At 59.7% G+C, this 22,750-nt stretch carries 19 protein-coding genes, 6 pseudogenes and 1 riboswitch; of the genes and pseudogenes, 8 read left to right on the forward strand and 17 right to left on the reverse strand.

From position 1 onward, the window contains the following. Window positions 1-674: 674 nt before the first annotated feature. From metE to IVA98_RS08135, 4 genes and pseudogenes are all read right to left on the reverse strand, one after another. Entirely contained in the window at window positions 675-2,990 is a 2,316-nt protein-coding gene (metE, locus tag IVA98_RS08120) for a 5-methyltetrahydropteroyltriglutamate--homocysteine S-methyltransferase (protein ID WP_247354623.1), read from the reverse strand. A 100-nt stretch (window positions 2,991-3,090) separates the two neighbouring features. Beyond that, window positions 3,091-3,290: riboswitch (cobalamin riboswitch) on the reverse strand. Between the two features lie 172 nt (window positions 3,291-3,462). Next, window positions 3,463-3,630 carry a hypothetical protein gene (locus IVA98_RS08125; RefSeq protein ID WP_247354624.1) on the reverse strand — a complete coding sequence of 56 codons (168 nt, stop codon included), beginning with the start codon at window positions 3,628-3,630 and terminating at the stop codon, window positions 3,463-3,465. Between the two features lie 736 nt (window positions 3,631-4,366). After that, window positions 4,367-4,570 (reverse strand): 4Fe-4S binding protein, encoded by a 204-nt coding sequence (locus IVA98_RS08130; RefSeq protein ID WP_247354625.1) that lies wholly within the window; start codon window positions 4,568-4,570, stop codon window positions 4,367-4,369. A gap of 618 nt (window positions 4,571-5,188) precedes the next feature. Further along, a pseudogene (locus IVA98_RS08135) lies at window positions 5,189-6,402 on the reverse strand (EAL domain-containing protein). Window positions 6,403-7,225: 823 nt separating this feature from the next. On the opposite strand from IVA98_RS08135, the gene IVA98_RS08140 reads away from it, so the two are divergent. Then, on the forward strand, window positions 7,226-7,501 hold the full coding sequence (locus IVA98_RS08140) for a GNAT family N-acetyltransferase (RefSeq protein ID WP_247354631.1): 276 nt from the start codon (window positions 7,226-7,228) through the stop codon (window positions 7,499-7,501). Window positions 7,502-7,965: 464 nt separating this feature from the next. On the opposite strand, the pseudogene IVA98_RS37495 reads toward IVA98_RS08140, so the two are convergent. From IVA98_RS37495 to IVA98_RS08170, 7 genes and pseudogenes are all read right to left on the reverse strand, one after another. Beyond that, a pseudogene (locus IVA98_RS37495) lies at window positions 7,966-8,536 on the reverse strand (SMP-30/gluconolactonase/LRE family protein). Window positions 8,537-8,629: 93 nt separating this feature from the next. Continuing rightward, the gene (locus IVA98_RS37500; RefSeq protein ID WP_524536353.1) at window positions 8,630-8,860 is read right to left on the reverse strand and encodes a hypothetical protein; all 231 of its coding nucleotides are present in this window, start codon (window positions 8,858-8,860) and stop codon (window positions 8,630-8,632) included. Further along, complete coding sequence (locus tag IVA98_RS08150) at window positions 8,860-9,687, reverse strand: citryl-CoA lyase (protein ID WP_247336981.1); 828 nt, start codon at window positions 9,685-9,687, stop codon at window positions 8,860-8,862. The genes IVA98_RS37500 and IVA98_RS08150 overlap by 1 nt, the downstream gene beginning before the upstream one ends. A gap of 55 nt (window positions 9,688-9,742) precedes the next feature. Continuing rightward, window positions 9,743-11,008, reverse strand: coding sequence for a CaiB/BaiF CoA transferase family protein (locus IVA98_RS08155; RefSeq protein ID WP_247336968.1), 1,266 nt, complete (start codon window positions 11,006-11,008; stop codon window positions 9,743-9,745). Window positions 11,009-11,061: 53 nt separating this feature from the next. After that, the gene (locus IVA98_RS08160; protein WP_247354626.1) at window positions 11,062-12,078 is read right to left on the reverse strand and encodes an ABC transporter substrate-binding protein; all 1,017 of its coding nucleotides are present in this window, start codon (window positions 12,076-12,078) and stop codon (window positions 11,062-11,064) included. A 33-nt stretch (window positions 12,079-12,111) separates the two neighbouring features. Further along, entirely contained in the window at window positions 12,112-12,885 is a 774-nt protein-coding gene (locus IVA98_RS08165; protein ID WP_247336973.1) for an ABC transporter permease, read from the reverse strand. Then, window positions 12,869-13,657, reverse strand: coding sequence for an ABC transporter ATP-binding protein (locus IVA98_RS08170; RefSeq protein ID WP_247354627.1), 789 nt, complete (start codon window positions 13,655-13,657; stop codon window positions 12,869-12,871). Before IVA98_RS08170 ends, IVA98_RS08165 begins: the two co-directional genes overlap by 17 nt. A gap of 164 nt (window positions 13,658-13,821) precedes the next feature. Between IVA98_RS08170 and IVA98_RS08175 the strand changes: the two genes are divergently transcribed. The 4 genes from IVA98_RS08175 to IVA98_RS08190 all read left to right on the forward strand — a co-directional run bounded on the left by IVA98_RS08175 (window position 13,822) and on the right by IVA98_RS08190 (window position 15,363). Beyond that, complete coding sequence (locus IVA98_RS08175) at window positions 13,822-14,511, forward strand: IclR family transcriptional regulator (RefSeq protein ID WP_247297409.1); 690 nt, start codon at window positions 13,822-13,824, stop codon at window positions 14,509-14,511. Window positions 14,512-14,653: 142 nt separating this feature from the next. Continuing rightward, the gene (locus tag IVA98_RS08180) at window positions 14,654-14,827 is read left to right on the forward strand and encodes a recombinase family protein (protein WP_247297407.1); all 174 of its coding nucleotides are present in this window, start codon (window positions 14,654-14,656) and stop codon (window positions 14,825-14,827) included. A 111-nt stretch (window positions 14,828-14,938) separates the two neighbouring features. Further along, window positions 14,939-15,103, forward strand: a complete 165-nt coding sequence (locus tag IVA98_RS08185; RefSeq protein ID WP_247354628.1) for a hypothetical protein — start codon at window positions 14,939-14,941, stop codon at window positions 15,101-15,103. Then, complete coding sequence (locus IVA98_RS08190; protein WP_247297403.1) at window positions 15,100-15,363, forward strand: hypothetical protein; 264 nt, start codon at window positions 15,100-15,102, stop codon at window positions 15,361-15,363. Before IVA98_RS08185 ends, IVA98_RS08190 begins: the two co-directional genes overlap by 4 nt. Window positions 15,364-15,508: 145 nt before the next feature. Here IVA98_RS08190 and IVA98_RS08195 read toward each other — a convergent pair. Together IVA98_RS08195 and IVA98_RS08200 are read right to left on the reverse strand one after the other, a co-directional pair. Then, window positions 15,509-15,977, reverse strand: a pseudogene (locus IVA98_RS08195) (Glu/Leu/Phe/Val dehydrogenase dimerization domain-containing protein); the annotation flags it as partial. 612 nt (window positions 15,978-16,589) lie between these two features. After that, complete coding sequence (locus IVA98_RS08200) at window positions 16,590-18,023, reverse strand: MATE family efflux transporter (RefSeq protein WP_247354632.1); 1,434 nt, start codon at window positions 18,021-18,023, stop codon at window positions 16,590-16,592. 753 nt (window positions 18,024-18,776) lie between these two features. Here IVA98_RS08200 and IVA98_RS08205 point away from each other — a divergent pair. Next, window positions 18,777-19,133, forward strand: a pseudogene (locus IVA98_RS08205) (6-pyruvoyl trahydropterin synthase family protein). Window positions 19,134-19,301: 168 nt separating this feature from the next. On the opposite strand, the gene IVA98_RS37075 reads toward IVA98_RS08205, so the two are convergent. Both IVA98_RS37075 and IVA98_RS37080 read right to left on the reverse strand, forming a co-directional pair. After that, complete coding sequence (locus IVA98_RS37075; protein ID WP_276577963.1) at window positions 19,302-19,463, reverse strand: ATP-binding protein; 162 nt, start codon at window positions 19,461-19,463, stop codon at window positions 19,302-19,304. Beyond that, a complete protein-coding gene (locus IVA98_RS37080) occupies window positions 19,457-19,765 on the reverse strand; it encodes an ATP-binding protein (RefSeq protein WP_346657692.1) in 309 nt (102 codons plus the stop codon). Before IVA98_RS37080 ends, IVA98_RS37075 begins: the two co-directional genes overlap by 7 nt. Window positions 19,766-19,890: 125 nt before the next feature. Between IVA98_RS37080 and IVA98_RS08215 the strand changes: the two are divergent. Together IVA98_RS08215 and IVA98_RS08220 are read left to right on the forward strand one after the other, a co-directional pair. Next, window positions 19,891-21,063: pseudogene (locus tag IVA98_RS08215) on the forward strand (ABC transporter substrate-binding protein); the annotation flags it as partial. Between the two features lie 103 nt (window positions 21,064-21,166). After that, window positions 21,167-21,593, forward strand: a pseudogene (locus tag IVA98_RS08220) (ABC transporter permease); the annotation flags it as partial. A 252-nt stretch (window positions 21,594-21,845) separates the two neighbouring features. On the opposite strand, the gene IVA98_RS08230 reads toward IVA98_RS08220, so the two are convergent. Further along, window positions 21,846-22,142, reverse strand: coding sequence for a hypothetical protein (locus IVA98_RS08230; protein ID WP_247354629.1), 297 nt, complete (start codon window positions 22,140-22,142; stop codon window positions 21,846-21,848). A 112-nt stretch (window positions 22,143-22,254) separates the two neighbouring features. Next, window positions 22,255-22,750: efflux RND transporter permease subunit (locus IVA98_RS08235; RefSeq protein ID WP_247354630.1), on the reverse strand; the 496-nt coding region annotated here is incomplete at its 5' end.

Genomic DNA, 22,750 nt, shown 5'->3' on the forward strand with positions numbered 1-22,750 from the left:
AACGACGCTGCTTTATGCATCGCACCAGCTTTCGTCAGTAGGGAGGACTTACCGGCGATCGATTTCGGCGAGGGCATTCGCCGTCAAAAAAGGAGAAACGGATATCACTCCGCGCGAAATCTGGAGCCGCTTGCCTTCCGCTCCTGTCGGAAACTTCACGACTTGTCCACCACTCGCCCGCTGTCCGGTTGGGACGTCAGTGCCTTGATCGAGCTGGGATCCTTCGCGCAAGCGGTTTGGCTGCCGTGCCCTGAAACACAAGCGGCAGTTTGCCGTCGCGCAGCAGCATTTGGCACGCCCCCAACATCAACAACGCTCGATTACCTTTCCCGGAGCGCGTGCCAGGAGGCGAATTTCGTGTGACGTTCCGTAAAGGACGGTAAAATAGATTGTTGTGATGGGACGCATCCACGCGATGGATAAATGAAAAAGTAGGGCTGTGCTTCGCGTGGAGCGTTAATGACGTCGCAATCTGTGACCTGATCGGACGTCGCCGGCATGCTGTCGGCCGTCGGGTCGAGAATCGAGCTTGTCGCCGGCTGTATGCGACCGCCTCCGCCGACGCCCGCCGGCATTCCGAGGCGCTGGGTACTTTGGGAGCTCGCAAGGACATCGTAAGCCCCCAAAGCGCGTGCATCTTGTTCACAAACGCGTTTGCGAAACGCTCCGCACCATCATGGCTCAGCCCGCAACTCGCGTGCGGCGGCCACCATATTGACGAGCGCGGGACGCACCTCCTCCCAGCTTCGAGTTTTCAGTCCGCAGTCGGGATTGATCCAGAGCTGCCGATCGGAAACTCGCTGCCGCGCCAACACAATCAGCTGTTTGATTTCCGCCGCTGCGGGAATGCGCGGTGAATGAATGTCATAGACGCCGGGCCCGATCTCATTGGGATATTTGTAGCTCTTGAAGGCCTCGAGCAATTCCATCTTAGAACGCGACGTCTCGATTGAAATGACGTCAGCATCCATTGCTGCGATCGCATCGATGATTTCGTTGAACTCGGAATAGCACATGTGGGTATGGATCTGAGTTCCGTCGGCGACAGCGGACGAGCAAACGCGGAAGCTGTCCACTGCCCAATCGAGATAGTTCCTCCACTGCGATTTGCGTAGCGGCAATCCCTCCCGCAACGCAGCCTCGTCGATCTGGATCATAGTCGCTCCAACCGCCTCAAGATCGATCACCTCATCTCGGATCGCAAGAGCGATCTGACGGCATGTCTCGCTCCGCGAGATGTCGTCGCGGACAAACGACCAGTTCAGGATCGTCACCGGTCCGGTCAGCATAGCCTTGACGGGTTTCTTGGTCAGAGACTGCGCGTAGCGCCACCATTCAACGGTCATCGGCTTCGGCCGGGAGACATCTCCGAACAGGATAGGCGGACGAACGTACCGCGACCCATAAGACTGAACCCAGCCGTGCTTGGTGAAAGCGAATCCCAACAGCTGCTCGGCAAAGTATTGAACCATGTCATTGCGCTCGAACTCACCGTGTACGAGCACGTCCAGGCCGATATCTTCCTGCCACTGCACGGTACGGGCTGTCTCCGCTTTCAGAAGCTGCTCGTACTGCGCGTCATTCAGCGCTCCCCGCGCATGAGCCGCACGCGCATTCCGGACGTCGACCGTTTGCGGGAAGGATCCGATGGTTGTCGTTGGAAACATCGGTAATGCGAACGCGGCCCGCTGGACGTCGGCACGCTCGGTGAACGCACTGCGACGGCGACGCATGCTATCGTCGATCGCGGCCATTCGTCCCGCGACATTCGCATTGTGGATCTCGGGCGATGTTTCGCGGGTCACGGCTGCGTCCTCGGAAAGCGCAAGTTCATCGGCCACCTCGGCAGCATGGCCGGCCAGCGCTTTGCCCAATATCGAAAGTTCCTTGATCTTCTGAACTGAGAACGCCAGCCACGTCTTCAGATTGGGATCGAGATCGGTCTCTAGCTCAATGTCGATCGGAACATGAAGCAGCGAGCAGGAAGGAGCAATCTGAACACGGTCCCTACCCAGCTTTTTGACCAAAGGGGCAAGTTGGTCGAGCAGCGCCGCAAGATTGGAGCGCCAGACGTTGCGACCATCAACGACGCCTAGCGAGACCACGAGATCTCTGCGGGCTGTGGCGACAATTGCGTCCAATTGGTCGGGTGCCCGAACCAGATCGACATGAAGCCCGGCAACGGGCAAGGCAAGGGCTGTTTCAAGATTGTCGCCGATAGCCCCGAAATATGTGGCCAACATGATTTTAAGGGCCGGCACAAGCTTTGCGAAATGAGCATAGGCCCGGCGGACGGCCGCCCGCGACGCTTCGTCGACGTCCATCACCAGGCATGGCTCGTCGAGCTGAACCCATTCCGCACCGCGCGAGGCTAGTTCGCGGAGAACATCGACATAGACTGGGAGGAGCCTATCAAGCAGCGACAGCGGATTGAATGCGGGATTTGCGCTTTTGCCGAGCTTCAGGAAAGTGACTGGGCCAACTAAGACGGGGCGCGTTTGGTAGCCGAGGCTTTTTGCCTCCTCATATTCCTCGATCGGCTTTCGAGAGGAATACTTAAAGATCTGATCCTGGTGAAATTCCGGCACCATGTAGTGGTAGTTGGTATCGAACCACTTCGTCATTTCCTGTGCTGCTACGCCAGGCCCATGCTGAGTGTGATCACCGTCCTGAGCGCCACGTGCCATGGCGAAGTAGGTCTTGAGCGACACAGGACCTTCGGTCCAGCCGTAGACGTCGGGAATGGCTCCGACCATTACGCTGTTATCGAGCACCTGGTCGTAGAGCGAGAAGTCATTGGAAGGAATGACCGTCACACCGCAGGATTTCTGCCGTGCCCAATTAGCGGCACGAAGTCCACTCCCCGCCTCGAGGAGCTCGGCTTCGCTGGAGTTTCCCGCCCAGTAGCTCTCGAGCGCGAACTTGAGTTCGCGTCGTGGGCCGATGCGTGACGTCCCCAATGTGGCAACGGGAAGCGAAAGAATAGACATAGATCAGACCCCATAATTGGGGCAAAGGCCATGGCGGACGCGTGCAGCGAATATCGCGTGAGCGACAGCTGCTTGGCGCACACCGGGACACCCCGCCCGTGGACGATATATTGTCGAGGCAGGTCTCCTGGCTCGCGGGTCGTCGCTGCTGTCCGGCCTTCCCAAAGCCGCATGGCTTCAGTGACTTCGTTGGACATCGGCTCGCCGCTTACAGTTGCGGGGGCAGCGCCGGCATTGCACCGGCTTCCCTCTTAGCTCCGGATCAAACGAAATCCGAAGACCACGACGGCTGGCATTAGACGCACGAGGATCGATCCGTCAACCTACTAAGTGTTGCCGCGATATTGCCCAAGCGATTGCCAGCTGTACCAGGTAGGGCACAACGGTCTTACTCCCGGCCTGGTAAAAACGCGTGGATCTGTGAAGCCTCCGCTTCATGCGGCGCTCAACGCCCTCTTGGCGTAGTCGTGAGCTAACGCGAGCAGAACGAATGCGCTGGGCGCTTCGACATCTGCGTGATCGCGACAAGCCTGCTCTTTTCCGTCAGCAGCTTCTCGAACTCGCCCGTGAGGAAGTTGCGATCATGCTCGGCCGACATCCGCTTGAACACAGCGCCATGAGGCTCCTTAGGAATTGCCAAGGCCGGGATTGCTCCAGGATCGCACGGATGATCAGGTCGGACTGCCTGTGTTCGGCGGACCCCGCGACGAGCCGCGAGCTCGATCGCCTCCGTGGCGTTGTCAAGATGATCTCCTCGGTGCGCCAAGCACTTACGTGCTGAGCGACTTTGGCGCGCCTTCGTTGTTTCCGTCGCCGCTGGCGAGTAGTGCAGCCTGGACGTTGGCATGCGCGACATCGCAGGAACAGTTCCGGACCTCAGGATGCACGCTGACTTGCGAAACTGGAGTAAGCGGCGAGAGCGCGGGCGGCGGGGATCTGCTATGACCCTAGGCTCCATGCACTCGTGCATGGTGCGCGGATGCCGAGCTTCTCGTATGTCTTCAAGATCTCCGGACCGATCTCGTCGCGCGTGGAGACCGTCTCTTCGGCTTCGGCCGTGACGTAGCTTTAGATATCCTGCAAGTCGATCTTGGGATGTCGACGCCCGTCCACCTCGCCTCGTCTCGTCAGCCAGCGACGATAAGCCCCAACGCGGCGACTGGAGCATCGAGGCGGCTTTGTCCTTATTCGAGACAAATTTGACGGTGTTCTCTGACAGAGCCCTTCGATGGTTTCTCGGAGTCGATCAGCGCCTTAAACTCATAACGATGTTGATCGACCTCGATGCGCCCCACGCGGTCGGCGGCCTTCTCAAGCGCGACATCTATTACTTCGTTCGCAAAATCGAGCGGTGAAGCCTTCTGGACGCGGGCTGCTTATGCTGTCTTAGACGGGACACAGGTGTCAGGCACCGGACAGACCACCGCGCATTGCGGCGTGTCGGAATGGCCCTCGCACTCCGTACACTTTTTGGCATCGATAACGTAATTGTCGCGCTTGAGGCTGATCGCCGCGTTGGGACACTCGAACTCACATGCCCCACAAACGGTGCATTGCGAAGCGACGATCTTGTAAGCCATGCCTTCCGACTCCTTAGGCGAGCGATGCCATTGGCGATCCCTTTCAAATGCCGTGCCAAGGACAGACGCGCTCAATGATGGGCAATTTGCCCAGGGGTGCTGTCCCGGGTCTGAGACGATGTTGCATCTGCGACAGCAACGGGCCACTTCAATTTCAAGCTATGCGAGCCCTCAGGCCCTACTCCGAGAGTCAGTCGCGACTCGACCGCTGGGCGCTTCCGTCGTTTGTCTTGCATGGCAGCGCGGGGCCAAGCGACGCTCGACGATTCCGAAACCGGCGGCGCGACTAAAAGCCGCGAGCCGACGCACGTCTACCCCGGATCTCGGCAAACCTCCGGTCACACGCCCTGACTGGAGGTTTTGTGCAAGCCTCGCTCACGGCTGCAACGTTAACTCCGCGGATTGACTCGCTGGAGGCCTGATAAAAAGGGTTTGTGCTACAATAACTTTCGGCATCGCTTCGGAGGGAAATGAAGTTCCGCCGGGAGAAGCGTTACTGGCTTTGCAAAGTGACCGATTTAATTGCAGTCAGCCGCATGCCTGGTGCCGAGTAGGCATGGCGGCGCGGGCGAGCGCTGGTACGCTTTGCCTGGCTCTGCTCAGCCACTCCTCATGCAACTATTTTGGACGAAGTGGAACAAGGCTGAAAGATGACTGTGCAAATTGCTTCAGCGGCATGGCCTTTCCAAACAGATGGCCCTGCGCAAGGTCGAATCCGAGTTCGGTCACAGCGATCAGGTCGGCGTGGCTCTCCACACCTGCGGCGACGGTGCGCACGCTGTACTCTTTGGCTAGATCGACGATATGGCGGCACACCGTTCGCTTCGGGGGTCCATTTCCGCAACCGGCGACGTACTGCCGGTCCACTTTTAATTTCATGAACGGGAATTTTTCCATCCCCATCAGCTGCGGCCAATTGGCGCCGACATTGTCGATTGCAAGGCCAATGTTGTGAAAGCGAACCTCACGTGCGACCTCGATCAGGAGATCTAGGTTCTGGATCGCTTCCTCGCTATCGATTTCAATCGTCAAGCCGCCGAAAGCGGGGTGCGAGGGCATGCGCTGACAGAGATCGCGTACCGCTTGCGGGTCAATCAGGAATGCTGCCGGGAGATTGATGGAGAGATCGATCGAAGTTTGCTGCTCCAGAAGATACTGCCAATCTTTGATCGCGCGGTCGATCACGAACTGCGACAACTCCCTGAAATGCGGATCGTGAGCCTCCGCGATGAAATAGGCCGGTGGAACAACGCCCCAGGTCGGGTGCCGCATTCGCACAAGCGCCTCGGCGCCGCGGCGGCTGAGGGTACACGCGTCAAACTTCGGCTCATACCAGAGCTCAAGCCACCCAGCGTGTAAGGCTTCCCCGACATGGACCGCGGGACGGGGCGCCGGCTCTCTGGGCAAGAGCATGGCGACCCGATCGCGCAGCGTCTCGGCTGCAAACGGCGTCCTCAGCGGCGGCAGCATATCAAGTCCATATTCGCCCCCGACCTGCTGCACTGCCGTCATGATGATCGACTCGCGGGCGCCGAACGCCAGCACTCCGCCTGCAAATCCTTCGCGTACGAGTATCTCGAGCAATCGTCCAGGCTCGATGCGATCCGAGCCAATGCCGAGCAGATCAGATCAGGGAAGTCGGTGCCGAGTACGTGCGACAGCTCGTCAGCAGTCCCGCATTCGCTGATAACAAACCCGATATCCTCCAGCACATCCCGAAGAAAGGCGCGCAGATGCCGCTTGCCGACGGCCACGCACGCTCGCGGCCGCACCTTACGCTGTCCGAAGATTACAGGTTTTCCTCCGACTAGTTCGGCCTGCCCATGCTCCATTGCAACCACTCCCGTTCCGTGACGGTCCCTTAAACGAGGAGGGAAGGTAAACAAGCTGTGCTTGCCATTATCTTTCGATTCTTCGAGGTAAGCTTAAGATAGTGCATTAGCGTGCAAAATCTTTCGCGATGTTGTTCAGACGATTTTGTCGGGCGCACGCGTATGATACCTCTCCCGCCTCGCGCAACCTTGTACGAGTGACGCACACGAGTGTGGGGAATCTCACCTTCGGACGCGCGGAGCTGATGCGCCCTATGGCACGGCAATTACCATGCCGCAAGATCTACTGAATCGAGTCGCTCGTGAGTGATGATCGGAAATCACTCTTACGAAATGTTTGATCTTCATGGCCGGCCTGCCCACGCGCGAATGTGCCGTCTCGTGGATTTCCTTTCCAATCGAAGGAAGTCCATCATGAGTTCGCAGCAGGTCAAGCCGCAGTCGATTCTGAGAACGGCAACAGCTTGCACTTACCTCACCTCTGTTGCTGATAGCGAGTGCGGACGTCCTATTCCCTGTCGAGCTTGATAGTTGCTCTCAGTTGCGTTTTCTGTATCCTTCTGAAGCATGGATATCCTCATCTAACTAACGGGTGTTCGTGTTGGCGCTGAAGCGCAAGGCCTGCCCCACGGGGCACGGCTTTGCGCAAAGGCGTGCCAGGAGATGAGAACGCGATCGCAGAAGCCGTCGGAAAGCTACTTTCTGAATTAGGTGGCCCCGGACCAGAGTTCAGCCTTGAAGGCGCGAAGCAGGCTGCTTTGCGCCTGATTCAGGATTCCGAAGAGGCTTCATTTTTGTCGTCGAGGAACAAGCCACCCGGCAGATTGTAGGGGTCGCTGCCACCTCGGCCGTACAGGCCGTGAGAGCAGCCGGAGCGTACGGTGTGCTTCAGGAGCTATGGATTTCTCGCGACTTCCGAAGCTCTGACCACGGTCGGCATCTGCTCGAGGCGGTACATTCGGAGGCGAAGCGCCGAGGCTGGCAGATGATTGAGGTTGCGTTGCTCCCGGATGGCTATCCAGCTTTACAACGGGTACGTCGTTTCTACGAGGAGAGGGGATATCGGGTTGGAGGATTGCGCGCGCGCAAGAGGCTATGACAGTGCGTCGCGGCCGAGGATGATCGAGAACCTCGACGCTGATGCGGTGCTTACTCCTACTGCGAGCGGATTACCTCTTCGACCTTCTTGGCGGGTATCAGCGATCAAATCGTTCTTCATGGTGCGAAGCGATACCATGGTCTTCTCAAGGCTCGTGGACCCGCGAGCCGAAACCTGCCCGGCTAAAAGGCGCGGAGCCAGGTCGGCGGCGACCCGTTGGGGGGCGAAGCCCGACCCCAGCCTTACAAACGATGGCCGAGTCGTTCTTTCGTGCTTCCCACACAATGCGACTTACTGACGCCGGTTTCGGATCACCGCACACAAATGCGATCCATTCGTCGCCAAGTACAATGCCTCGGCAACTGGCAAGCCAATCATCTACCGGGCTCCTTCCTGCATCTTCAATCGGTGGACCGTCGCGTAAAAGGATTCGGTACCACCTTGTCACTCCTGCTGGCGAACGTTCAAGGAAAGTGAGCGAGATCAGCCATCAACACTGATCCGGTAGAGGATTCCGTAATGAGCAATGTGCCGTTTGCCGCCTCCAATAGGAGGTTCGTGCAGGTCGCGCCAGCGCAGGACTTGATGCGGGCGATCGTTTCGCCGTTCGGCGCCATGACGAAGACGTGGCCGAGGGAGGCGTGCGCGACCAAGAGCCGCCCTTTTTGATCCATCGTCAGCCCGTCAGGATCGCTGTTCCCGAAGAACAGGCTGAACCGTCCCACCTTCCCAACCCCACCGTCACGCATCAGCGGCACGCGCCAGATGCTGTTGTCGCGCGTCATTGCAACGCAACACGGCCTCGTCGGGACTGAGCACCAGCCCGTTCGGGCTTGACCCGTTCGAAATCAGGCAATCGAGCCGGCCGTCAGAACACAGTCGGAACACCCGGCCGGTCGGATCGCGCAATCCAGTTTGCCCCTGATCGGTGAAATAGATGTCGCCGCTGGTCGCGATATGCAGGTCGTTGCAGCCTCTGAAGGGCTCGGAATTGCGGTGCCCCAGAAGCGGGCTGATAGTATCCCGCTGCGGGATCGAGCTCCATGGGGCCGTTCATTTAATCGGCCACCAGCTCCCGGCCATCAGGTGCGATCTTCAGACCATTCGGCCAGCCGTCATATTCGATTATCAGAGACCAGATGCCGCCGGGCGAAATCCGGAAAAATGCGGCCGCGGGATATCGACGACGTAGAGATTCCCGGCCTTGTCGAACGACGGCCCCTCGATGAAACAATCCACCGGATGGCCCCCGCGGTTGGCATCCGCCCATTTCGAGGAAACACCAGGGCGACGAAATTCCGCCGGCATCGACGAGAACACGCGGGTTTCAACCAGCTGAGGCGGCTTGTCGAGATACATCATGACGCGCCTCCCAGCGTGCGGCGCGGCTGTCCCTCATATTTGTAGCCAAACTGCTTGGGCATCGGCCCCTTGTTACGATCCTTGCGCCTGGTCTGTTCCCAGGCGTGGGCCAGGATTCCGACCGCGCGCGACAGGCAGAAGACGCCGCGCGCCAGCGGAGGCGCGAAGCCGAGCTCGCCATAAATGACCGCGGTCGCGCCATCAATGTTCACTGGGATGAGTTTGCCCTTGCGCTGCTGCATTACGCGCTCGATCGCGCGGGCGGCCTTGGCATAGTCGCCGCTGACACTGCCCTCAGCACCTGCGTCTTCCACCAGCGCCAATAGCGGTGCCGCGCGCGGGTCGACCGGATGAAACCGGTGGCCGAAGCCGGGCAGATATTTGCCGCGCCTTGCGGTGAAATGGTCGATTGCGGCGGCCGCGGCCTCGCCGATCTCTAGGCCATCGCGCCTCCGCAGCACATCTTCGTAGAGTTCGACCGCCTGCTCCCCTGCTCCGCCGTGCACGTCATCGAGTGTATTGATCGCCGAGGCCATCGCACCGTTCAGGGGCAGCCCGCAGCTCACCGCCATTTGCGCAATTGCGATGGAGGGCGCGTGCGGACCATGGTCAACGGACGCGACCAGCGCAGCTTGCAGCAGCCGCTCCTGCGCTGGCGTCGGCAGATCGCCGCGCAACATCAGCCAGATCATGGCGGGAAAGGAAATCCGGCCGATCAAATCTTCGATTGGATAACCCCGATAGGCGATGCGACCGGGCGCGATGTCGCAGATGGAGGTTCGCCACCAACGGGCCGCTTGCTGTCGCAATTCTTCTTCGCTCATTTCCGGTTCCGCCCCTTCAACCTGCCGATTGCCAACCGCCGCAAGCCGTCGAATATCATGATATTGGTCCGTCCGCGGCCACGCAGACGGGCCGGAAATCAGCCCCTCCTTGCTTTGGTGTCCCGACGGCCCGGCTTGAGACCAGTTGCTCGACCTCCGCATACGAATAGCCGAGCCGCTGCAACCATCGCTCGGTGTCTGCTCCGAGCCTCGCAGGTGGTGAAGGCACCGAAAACTCCTCATCCAGCCGGAAGCCCGGCCGCGTGATTCGTAACGGCTGCGCACCGTCTTGTTCTGGGGCCAAAGTCTCGACGAATCCGCGCTCGAGGAGCTGTGGCTGCTGCAAAACTTGCGAGACCGTCAGCACGCAGCCTGCGGGGACTCCAGCCAGATTCATTTGGGCCTCCCATTCGTCAGCGGGCTTGCAACCCAACGCCTTGTTCAACTCCGTGTTCAGCGCTGCGCGATTGACCTTGCGCATCTCGCGCCCAGCAAAGCGTGGATCCGTCTTCAGGTCCGGTCGGCCAATCAGGTCGCATAGGGCTTGGTACTGCTTCTGCTCGTTGGCGGAAATGTTCAGCGGGCCTGTTGCGGTGCGGAACGTGCCGGAGGGAGCCGCGGTGAAGTTCTCGTTGCCGATGGGTTGCGGCTCGACACCAGCGTTCAGGTGGTTGGAGACGACCCATCCCATCGCTGCGACGGTGGCTTCGAGCAGGGACACGTCAATGAACCGACCGCGGCCGCTATACCGCTGGTCGACCAGAGCCGCGGCGATGGCAAAGGCAGCAGTCAGTCCCGCAATCGTGTCGGAGATCGGAAAGCCCGTGCGCAGGGGAGCCGAGGCCATATCGCCAGTGACGCTCATGGCACCAGACAGACCCTGAACGATCTGGTCATAGGCAGGACGGGCGGACCACGGCCCGCTCTGCCCAAAGCCGGAGATCGCGCAGTACACCAGACGCGGGTTCTGCCTGCTGAGCACATCAAAGCCTAGGCTAAGCCGTTCCATCACCTTCGGCCGGAAGTTTTCGAGCACCACATCTGCTTCCTTGACGAGCCGCAAGAATACCTCGCGGCCCGATTCCGACTTCAAGTCCAGCGCCACGGATTGCTTGCCGGCGTTCACCGCGACAAAAGAGAGGCCCTGCAGGCGCTCTGCCCTTTGCGGATCGGCGCCGAGGCGCCGCGCGAGGTCGCCGCCGTTCGGATTTTCGACTTTGATGACCTCCGCGCCAAGACGCGCGAGATGATAACCGCAGAACGGACCGGCCAACACGTTCGACAGGTCCAGGACGCGGATGCCGGTGAGCGGCAGAGACATCTGAAGAAGCCTTCCTTAGGTGATCCGATGGTGAGGGCTTGGTCTGCGAGCAGCTATTTCAGTTGTTGAGCGGCGCGTTCCGCGAAGCGATTGGTGAAGGTTTTGTTCAAGTCGATCTTTGCGGCAGCGATTTTTGGATCAGAGTCGCTCAGGACAGCCAGCGGGACCTTGGCCGCCTCAATGTCCATCTGCCCGGTCGGCGAGAACAGCGCTTTCGATGCGTTCATGATTTCGATATTCACCTCGCGATTGTCAGTCTTGTAACCAGGAGGAATCGTATCGACGAGCTGCTCCGTCGGGGTTGCGTTGATCCAGCGGTGAGTTTTGAGCAAGGCGTTGACCAGGCGCTGGACCGTTTCGGGATTTTTATCGATGAAGGACTGCTGAAGGTAGAGACACGCGGTCGGATAGGATCCGCCGAAGGCCTGCTTTGAGCCTTCGATCGTGCGCGCATCGAACAGCGCTGTCGCGCTCTTCTTGCGCGCGAGAAGCGTCGCGATGGGATCGAAATAGACCAAGGCATCGACGTTCATGGCCTCAAGCGCCACCATGCCCGGTGCGCCGCTGCCGACGGCAATGATGTTGACATCGCGTGGACCCAATCCTGATCTCTTGATGTAGTAACGCGCCATAGTCTCCGTCGATGACCCCGGCGCCGTGATCCCGAGCCTGAGACCCTTCAGGTCGGCGGCGGTTCTGACCTTGTCGGCGAGGTCGTTGCGGACACCGAGCAGGACGCCGGGAATGTCGTTCAGCAGGAACACGCAGGAAATTTGTTTACCCTGCGCCTGCATCTGAATGGTGTGATCGTAAAAGCCGATAGTCCCGTCGACGGAGCCGCCGATCAGGGCCTGCAGAGCCTTTGAGCCACCGGCCTGGAAGTTCTCGACGGTAACGTCAAGGCCTTCTTCCTTAAAGGAGCCAAGCTTCACTCCAACTTCGACAGGCATATAGTTGAGGATCTGTGACCCCACGGCGATCTTCAATTTTGTTTTCTCGGGCTCGGTGGCATGCGCCAAAATGACCGAGAATGCGGCCAGCGCCACGACCGGTCTTATGGAAACGTGCATGCGAACCTCCATGATTGATGGGAGAGCGTACGATCAGCTTTCGTGCGCAGGCGCCGGCCGCCAGACCAGGAGCCGCTTTTCCGCGCAGTCGACGATGGCATCGAGGACAACGACGAAGGCGGCGAGAACGACAATTCCTGCGAACACTCCGGTCGCATCGAGGACGCCTTCGGCCTGCGCAATTAAGTGCCCCAATCCTGCGGACGAGCCGAGATATTCGGCGACCACGGCTCCCATCACGGCCATGCCGACTGACACCCGCAGGCTCGACAAAATCCACGTCGTGGCGGACGGCAGGTAGACGTGCCGTAGCAGGGAGGACTTCGATGCACGTAGCAGGCGGGCATTCGCCAGCACGACCGGATTGACCTCGCGGACGCCCTGGAAGGTGTTGAAGAATGCGACGAATAGAACCAGCGTGACGCCGAGCGCAACCTTGGAGGTGAGGCCCAATCCGAACCAGATGACGAAAATGGGTCCAAGCAAGATCCGCGGGATTGCATTGAACATCTTGATAAAGGGCTGAACGACTTCGGCAGCAAACGGGCTTAAGCCCAGCCAGATACCAAGTGCTGTGCCGATCCCGATGCCAGCCAGGAACGACAGGACCGTCTCCAGCAATGTTATGCCAATATCGGTCCAAAAGTCCGCCATCGACATCCACTCCCCGATCCTTACGACAAGTGTCGACGGTGCCGGAAAGAAGAAGGGATCGATCAGTCCGGCCCACACGCCCAATTCCCAGATCAGGATCAGGCCAAGGAGGATGGCGAACTGCGTGAGAGCGACCCTACCCCTGCGTGACATAGCTTTTCTCCACTTCGGCGCCGAGCAGCGACCAGATTTCACGATAGAGCGCGACGAATTCGTCGGTGGTCTGCAGCGCAGAAACATCGCGCGGACGAGGCAGCGTGATCCTGACGTCGGCAACCATGCGGCTGGCGGGACCGGCAGACATCACAACGACGCGGTCCGCTAGCGTGATCGCCTCATCGAGATCATGGGTGATGAAGATGAGCGAGCGCCGGTCCGCCTGCCAGAGGTCGAGCAGGATGCGGTGCATGAGTCGGCGTGTGTGAACGTCCAGCGCGGAGAACGGCTCGTCCATGAGAACGATTTTGGGCTCCATGATCAGCGTTTGTGCCATCGCAACGCGCTTGCGCTGGCCGCCGGACAATTGATGCGGATAGCGCTTCTCGAATCCCTTCAACCCGACCTTGGCGAGCCAGGGCCGTGCCCGCTCGCGCGCTTTCGGGATCGAGCTGCCCTGAAAGACGAGCCCGAGGCCGACATTGTCCTGGGCGGTCTTCCAGGGCAGCAGCCCTTCCTGTTGAAGCATGTAGCCGGACTGACCGTTCAGGCCCGTAAGAGAATTGCCGAAAATGCGAACGTCGCCGGCGGCGGGCTTCAGCAGTCCGGTGACAGTGTTGAGAATGGTGGATTTTCCGCAGCCGGTCGGCCCCACCACTGCAACGAATTCAGTCTCGGCCACCTGGAGGTTCATGCTTTTGACGGCCGTGAAGTCGCCAAAGCGAATCATGACTTCGTGCAAGTCCACGGCAAGTCCCGGCCGCCCCATTGTTTCGCTCCATAGAACTTGTTCTGGCACCTGGAACCGAGTAGCTCGCGTTCTCACGAGGAGTCAATCGTATTCTGATGTGCAGAATGCGCCCTCGCGCTAACTGGGTGGACTCCTGGCGTCATTCTGACTATTGGTTCTGCACAGCAGAACCAGAGGTATCGATGGTAAGAACAGGGGTTGATGCGGTCGCGCGGGCACTGGCAATCCTTAAGGCGTTCGACCCGGAGCGCGCCGCGATGACGCTGACGGAGATTGCGGATGCGACTGACCTGTACAAGAGCACAGTCCTTCGCCTTGCCGCATCTCTGGAGGCGGATGGCTTCCTGGTGCGGGGTACGGACCGGCTATTTCGACCCGGACCGGAGCTATGGCGCCTTGGGGCGCTCTATCAGCGCGGGCTCGACCTCGGTGACCTGATCAGACCCTCGCTCCATCGTCTGGTCGAGGCAACCGGAGAGACCGCATCCTTCTACATCGCGGACGGCGACGAGCGCATCTGCCTTTATCGCGTCAATTCTCCGCGTTCGGTCCGGCATCACCTCGAAGAGGGTCAGCGATTGCCGATTGACCGCGGCGCTGCCGGCCGTGTTCTTACCGCCTACCGCGATTCTGCATCAGCCGATGGAAAGAAGGTCAGAGATCGTGGCTCCTACGTCTCGATCGGCGAGCGGGATCCTGAGGTCGCGGCCGCAGCTGTGCCTGTGATCGACGTTCATGGCCAATTGCGCGGCGCCCTCTCGGTCTCCGCCATTCGGACGCGCTTTGATGCAGATGCTCGGAAGGCTGCGATTGTAGTTCTGAAGTCCGAGGCTAAAGCGCTGATCGGTCTGCTGCCTGCAAGCGAGCGCTGAGCTACAATGGCAGCGTTCCGTCTATGACGCACAGCTCAGCGGGTGCCGCAAGGGCCTCTCCTGAGCGCAGTTTTCCTTGGTAAGTTGGTGCGGTTTGCGCCCTCGAGGTCTCGCGCTTCGCTCGCAATCCTGCACGCGCTCGATGACGATCTTCAGTCGGGATTGGCAGCAACTCATCGAGATGTGCCGCGTGGTTGATACCGAGACCATCTACGCATCGACGCATGGAAACGACCGCCTGCTGCTCGGGCTCAAGGGCAGCCTCAACGAGTACGAACCGGATCTGTTGCGCCAGCCCTCGCTCTCGGCACGCTAATAGAAGGCGCGCCGCGGGCGAGTTGGTTGTGGCAGCGCCCGTCGGCTTCATGAAGGCCGGCGACCGCTATGTGAAAGACCCGGATCGGCGTGTCCAGGAAGCGATCAAGATGTGTTCGACAAGGTCGAGAAACTGGGCGGCGCGCGACAGGCGCTTTGCTGGCCCCACGAGTACAATGTCGATCTGCCGGTGAAGCAGACCAACGGGGACACGGCCCGGCGGCGACCACACTACTCCGCCATCGGCGGGCTTAAACACCGGGATGTGGTTGTTTGAGCGCATTGATGTGGCGCGCTCGCGGGTACGCGATTGCCGTTGCCGGTGTTGAGGCCATTGCGATTGAGGAGGCCAGCAATGAGATCGTCGCTGGCGATCAGCACCAGTTGGCGCACGGCTGGATGACGTCGGCGGAGAGCATCACGCACCTGATCTTGGCGGCCGCGATTGTAGCGGCGATCGCCCCGGGACAGATGACGCCGAGCAGCGCTTCCTCGATCACCGCGCTGAACGATGCGGAGTTGAATGCCCTACATTAACGCGCGTTCCGCGTATTGAGGGGCGATGGGACAACTGTTCGAAGCGCAACGTCCTGTCGGACGATAGCGTCAGTCTCGAGCAAATGTCAGCAACTTGACGCTACACACCTTACGGAGTGCCTGCAGAGCCTCGAACTCTCTTCGGCACGAGGTTTGCGTTGGTCCCGTCATCATTACCAATCGCAGTGCGATGGTCTTCGGGAAACGGGATCATTTCCAGCATATACGCACATACCGGCGCGACAGAGTCTGAAGCTCACGGTTCGACAAGCTAGAAGGGTCGACGTTAATTCCGCCCTTGGCGCCGCCATATGGCAATCCGACCAGGGCACACTTCCAGCTCATCCAGATCGCAAGCGCTGCAACTTCGCCAAGGTCGACGGTTGGCCCGAATCTGGTGCCCCTTTAGTAGGGCCAAGTGTAAGGTGCTGCACCCGAGAGCCTTCAAAAACCGCCGTTGTGCCGTCATCACGGTGAATTGGGCACGACACCGTGACAGATCGCTTCGGGCATCGGCAGGCGGGTCTGACCTCGTCTGGTATCCCCAGATAATTCGCGATCAGTTCGAATTGCCTTACGGCCATCTCAAACACTGGCCCAGTGTAGATAGTCACGATAGCTCATGAGGCTGGATATGAAACATCGGACTGCTTGTGCTTCAGAGCACCGAGCTCCCTAGTGCGTGTTGCGCGTTTCAGATGTGGGCGAGACAACTAATCCAATCAGCAAGATTGCGTCTCGCGGTCACGCCAAAAATATGACCAATGCGATGAAAGCGAGATTGACCGAGGCGGCCACGACGGCCCAACAGCGAATCGTGGCAGGCGAAAATTCAAGAGCATCCTGCGAAGTGTCGACCCATAGCGGCGGCATTCAAGTCAGCTCCAAAGACCCGGGTTAAGAGACAAACCTGCATAAGCGCAGAAACCACCCACTCTGCTAAAGCCGAGCCTTTCGCGCGTAGAACCCTTGCCGTCCCGCCAACCGAGCTCGCAAAAAGGCACCCCGCCTGGCGAGCGGGAGCACATCGGCTATCGCTCGCCGAACTGCCCGATCCGTCCGCTAGGCGAGCCGGTGCGATCCGCGAGTGCGAGGAGCACCGATGGAAAGGACCGTGCCGATCGCACGCCCGCGAGCCCGCAAAATCCGTGCCCACTGGCAGCGCATCTTGCCGCGAGCTTGTCAGGAGGCTTGCGCCCAATGCTCTGGGCTCGATGACATCCGTTCTAAGGCCAACCCGCTATCCCGATCGCTTTTGAACCACGGTGCTGGAGCGCTCGTCTGAGCTCACCGAACTGGTGGAACATGACGAACAGAGCGATCATTCCGGCGCCCAGCTCAGCGATTGCTTGGCTAGCTAACAGTCCATCGAAACCCGCAACCACCGGGAATAACAGTACGGCCGGTATGAAGAGATAGCCCTGCCTCGCCAGGGCCACAGTTGCACTGAGGCGTGCTCTCCCAAACGCCTGGAGCAGTGCCGTCACGAAACTCTGAACCCCAAACAGTCCAAAGAAGAGATGAAACACGATGCAGGACGAGACGGCTATTTCCGCGACATTCTCGTTATCGCTAAATAGGGTCACCAAAGGCCTTGCAAAAACCACAACGGCCGCAGAATACGCGATGGAGAATGCGACCGTCACGAAGAGCATGAACTTCGCAGCCTTCAGAATACGAACATAGTCGCGTGCGCCCCAAGCGAAACCCAGGACAGCTTGAGCGCCTATGCAGAACCCGGTGATAGGCAGTGCGCCGACCATCAAGATTCGCACAGCTATTCCAACTGCGGCGATGGAATCATCGCCGAACGGTGCAGCAGCTCCGTACAAGAGCATAACCGCAAGTGCCGATAAGATACTCGTCATTGTCGCTGGCGCGCCCACCGACACGAGCTGTCTGATGCGATCTGCTCGCAATGATATATGAGATATCCTGACGAGAACTGTCCCGCCAAGCTTCGTAAAATACGCGATATAGAGTCCGATAGCAGCGATCTGCGATACCAGCGTGGCGAGGGCTGCGCCACGCACACCAAGGTCAAACAAGAATATGAAGACGGGGTCAAGCACAGCGTTCAGTAGAAACCCGGTAAGCATTGCCCACATGCTGAATCGCGTATCGCCTTCGGCTCTGACAATGAATCCGCTGACGATGTTTAGAAGCATCAGGGTGTTCCCGAACAAAAGCGTTCCCGCGTAGTCGAGTGCCACGGGCATGATGGTTGGAGTCGCTCCGAAGGTTGCGAATATCGCTGGCAGACTTGGAAGCAGAGCGACGGTAACTATGATACCAGTCGGAGCGGTGAGCGCGAGAGCTGTACTTGCGCCTCGACTCGCCTCTAGGTACTCACGAGCGCCCAGATGACGAGATATGAAGGACGCCGTTCCAACACCGATCCCCTGTCCGGCTGCCGCGAGCAGGACCATGATCGGCAAGGTCATGCTCACAGCTGCGATCGCCTGCGCGCCAAGTGCGCCAACAAAGATCGCATTGACGACCTGCTGTAACGCATGGATCGATAACCCAACAACAGATGGAATGGCGAGCCGCAGGATAAGGCTTGAGAGATTCGGGTCCGATAGATCGATGTGCTGTTTCTTCTGTGGCATCAAATTTCGCTCGCTCTCGAGCGCGAATTCTGTATCCGGCTCATTCATGGATGAACGTGTCGCGAGCTTTTCCAAATTCGCTGATTGCGTACTCAGCGCAACCCTCGCCGGAGCTGCTCTTGCACAGTGGTACATAAGTTTATCTGCGCCCATCGATCGCCGTGATCGCGTGGATCCATTTGACGTTTCACAAGCTGATTTTTGCGTTGGTCGATTTTCCCCTAGGCATATGCCTCTCGCCAATCGTAGCCTTCTGCGGCTCTTAAGTCAGAACAACGAGGATCCTGATTGAGGTGTTCGTGGGTAGCCACCCAGGTTCTGCCAGTCATAGTGTGCCGTTCTGCCCTTTGTTGACTTCTCATGGGTTGCGTTCATTTCTTTTCCTCGATGATGATCGGCGGGGAACGCGCCGGACCCTAGGGCGACAAGTTGGCTTTGGCATCTACCGGATCTTGTAGTAGACGCTCCATCGTCTGCATGGCACACGGAAGGAACGTGCTCAGAACCACAGTTGTGGTTCGGCGACGATCCACGGCAGGCTGCTGGTCCCGGCCGGCGTGGTAATTGGATTTGCGTCAGCAAATCGCGCCGCGCTGGCCATCACCCGCGGACACGAACTCAAAATTCGTGTAGCCGCAGCCGGAAGCTATGCCGGCGGTTCGATGAGAGGGAGCTCGGACGATTTCTGCTTCGGCCCACGAGACGGCCCTGACGCCGTCGACCCCATGCGGCAAGCCGTCGCGTAATGCCTCGCTCATCGGAAATGTCGAATCAGCGTGCAATCCCACGTCCCGGCATCAGATGAAGATATCTCAGGTATTTAAGTTCGAGGCAGCGCACCGATTTCCAAACGTCCCGCAGACACATCGTGTCATCGGACGCACGGTCATTCCTATCGCGTCGAGATCGTGCTGAACGGGCCCGTCGATCCGCGCACCGGGTTCGTAATGGATTTCTTCAACATGGAAGAAGCGTTCGGCCTTCTTTCTAAAGACTCGATCACCATGAATGAAGTCCCGGGACTGGGAAAATCAGACGGTGGAAAATATCGCCATCTGGATCTGGCAGCACGCGAAACCGCGCCTTGTGCAACTCTCGAGCGTGAGGGTGTACGAGACGACCGATTGTTGGGCGGAATATGACGGGCCGGATCGGTGAATTCAGCGCTCGTTGGGACTGTGTCGATGCGGCGCGCCTGTCAAACGCCATTCGGAACTGCCCCCTTTGCGTCATGCAGAACTGCCCCCACCCTCGCGTTCATGATGTCGATTGAAGGTTGGCTCCGCCGGTGACGGGCGGAGGGAGGCGGAGCCGACCGGAGGGCCGTCAGCGGGCGCTCTTTCGCTTGGCGCGGAGCCGGTAGCTGTCGCCGCGGATGTTCGGCACGTGGCTGTGGTGCAAGAGCCGGTCGAGGATGGCGGTGGCGACCACGGGATCGACGAACAGGGTGCCCCATTCGGCAACGCTGCGGTTCGACGTGATCAGCATGGCGCCGGTTTCGTAGCGGCGGCTAACCTAACTAGCTGGAAGAACAGATGCGCCGCCTCGGGCTCCAGCGGCAGGTAACCGAGTTCGACGACGATCAGCAGCTTTGGCTTCGACAACGCGAGCAGTTTCTCGTCCAGGCGTCGCTCGCAGTGCGCCTTGGCGAGGCCAGCGACCAGCGTCGTCACCGTGGTGACCTGCACCGTATACCCGACCAGGATTGCCTCTCGCCCGAGTGCAATGGACAGGTGCGTCTTACCGACGCCGCGCGGCCCGAGCAGCAGTACGTTCTCGCCGTCGGTGATCTATCGTGACGCGGCCAGGTCACGGATCTGCTTTGGGTCGATCGACGGCTGCGCCTCGAAGTCGAAGCTCGCAAGCTCCTTCACGGCCGGGAAGTGTGCGGTTTCCGCGCCACCTCGATGCGGCGTACACTGTCGATTTCATCCTACCCTCGCCCAATCCCATCCTGAATTCGGCATGGGATGTCTGGTACATTCTGGACAACAAATAATGGGCGGAGGAGAACAAGGCCGTCGAGCCGACGCCGGTGGCGGCGACCTCGCCGAGCTACGCCTCGCTACACGAGAATGGTACCGGTCCGTTCATCATCGAACATCAGCCCGGCGTGAAGAAGGTGTTCAAGGCCAACCCCAATTACTGGGGCAAGATGGAAGGTAACCTGAAGGAGATCATCTTCACCCCGATCGCCTCCGACGCGACCCGTGTCGCCGCGTTGCTCTCTCGGGCGAGGTCGACGTCATCGACCCGGTGCCGATCCAGGACATCTCCCGCGTCGATTCCAGCCCAAATGCCCAGGTGCTGAAGGCCCCGGAGCTGCGCACCATCTTCATCGGCTTCGATCAGACCCGCGACGAGCTGCTCTACTCCAACATCAAGGGCAGGAATCCCTTTAAGGACGTTAAGGTCCGCGAAGCCTTCTACAAGGCGCTCGACGTCGAGCTGATCAACGCGCGTGATGCGAGGGTTGTCGACGCCGTCCGCGTTGATGATCGCGCCGGAGCTGTTCGCACGGTCCAAGGATTTTACGCCGCCGAAATTCGATCTGGACGGCGCCAAGAAGCTCCTGACCGAGGCCGGCTACCCCGACGGCTTCGAGGTCACCATGGATTGTCCGAACGATCGCTATGTCAACGATGCCGCGATCTGCCAGGCCGTGGTCGGCATGCTTGCCCGCATCGGCGTCAAAATCAATCTGCTGGCACAGCCCAAGGCGCAGTACTTCGCCAAGGTGCTGAAGCAAGGTGGCTACCAGACCTCGTTCTTCATGCTGGGCTGGACGCCGAGCACGATGGATTCCCACAATGTGCTGAATGACACATGGGGTGCCGTGACGATGCGAAATCCTCGCGTGGCGAGGCCAATCTTGGTGGCCATTGCAAGGAGTTCGACTGTGCTGGTCGAAACCGACACCGCCAAACGCAATCAACTGATCAAGCAGGCGTATGAGATCACCATCAAGGACTGGGCCTACATGCCCCTGCACCAGCAGGCGCTGGCCTGGGGCGTATCGAAAAAGGTCAACCTGCCGCAGCACGCGGACAACCTCGTCATGTTCCACTGGGCGACCAAGCAGGAATAGCGCCAGTTGAACCCAGGGTCCCGGCAGCGTCAGGCTTCCGGGACCTTTCCTTTTCCGGCTGACAAAGACGTCAGCCAGACACACACCCAGGAAGGTGGAAGGAATGCTCGCTTTCACTCTTCGCCGCGCCGTTCAGGCCATCGGCGTCATGTTCGCCGTCGGCATCATCGCGTTCTCGACGTTCCGCTTCGCCGGCGACCCCGTCAACCAGATCGTCTCGATCGATACGTCGGCGGCCGAACGCGAAGCCGTGCGCAAATCGCTCGGTCTCGATGACCCCGTTCCAGTGCAGTCCATGCGCTATTTCGGCAATGCCGCGCAGTTCAAGTTCGGCGTCTCCTATCAGTTCCGCCAGCCGGTCTCGACGCTATTTATGGAGCGTATGCCTGCAACACTGGAACTTGCGATCTGGGCGACCGTATTTGCAATGGTTTTCGGCATCCTGATGGGCGTCTATTCGGCCTCAAGCGCGGCACCGTGCTGGCCAAATTATTCCAGGCGGTTTCGCTATCGGTATCTCACTGCCGACTTCCTGATCGGCAGGACGAACACCCCAATCGGTAAGCCCCTCTCGGAGCAGAGGCACCCCAAGCATCGTACGTGGGTTAGAACGCCTTCGCGCGGACGAGGGCGCAAATTCGGGGTCGGCCTGCACATCCGGGACGTGGACCGTCTTGCCATCGAGCAATGTACGCCCAACCACGCTTCCCCGTTCAAGGACGGAAGCGGCCGCTGGCCGTCACGGTGGGAATGCCCGCCGCTTTGGCAGCCATTGCGGTCGGCTAGCCGATGATCACGATGGTATCAGCGTGGTGCGTCTTCAGTTCGGCAACCAGCCCGGGAAGCTTTGCGACATCGCTCATCGCCCCGCGCGGCTCGAAGGTCAGGTTTTGACCGAGGACGAAACCGCGCTGGCCCAACACCTTGATCAGGATTTGGCCCGCCGGGCTGGTTTCGGTGGCCGGGGCGTTCGGCGTCACTGTCGCGAGCCGATAGACCTTGCCCGCCTGCGCTGCTGCCGCAAACGGCCGCCGCAGCGTGACAGAACCGAGCCCGCCCAGGAATTCGCGGCGCCTCATCATGATGTCCGTGCCGGGGCACAACGACACCCGGCGGGAGACTAGCACGGCATAACAAAAAAGCGGCAACAGCGATTGCCATTGCCGCTTTTCGGCTTCGATTGAACCCGCCTCAGGTCGGCCGCAAGGCCTTGGAGCCAAGATCGAGATCGTTGACCTGCTTGTTCCGCTCTGAATCGGCCGCCGCGCGATGGTCGGTCGCCAGCACCACGTAGACCGCCGGCAGCACGAACAGCGTGAACAGCGTGCCGATCGACATGCCCGCGACGACCACGAGGCCGATCGAGAAGCGGCTGGCCGCGCCCGCGCCGGTCGCGGTCAGGAGCGGGATCAGACCCGTCACCATCGCGGCCGTGGTCATCAGGATCGGGCGCAGGCGAATGCGCGCCGACATCTCGATGGCCGAGCGGCGGTCGAGCCGCTCGCTGACCTGGAGCTCATTGGCGAACTCCACCATCAGGATGCCGTGCTTGGTGATCAGGCCGACCAGGGTGAGCAGGCCGACCTGCGTGTAGATGTTCATCGTCGCCACGCCGAAGAACAGCGGGATCAGCGCGCCGACAATCGCCATCGGCACCGAGATCATGATCACCAGCGGGTCGCGCAAG

This window comes from Bradyrhizobium sp. 160 (assembly GCF_023073735.1).
In the GTDB taxonomy this organism is placed as follows: Bacteria; Pseudomonadota; Alphaproteobacteria; order Rhizobiales; family Xanthobacteraceae; genus Bradyrhizobium.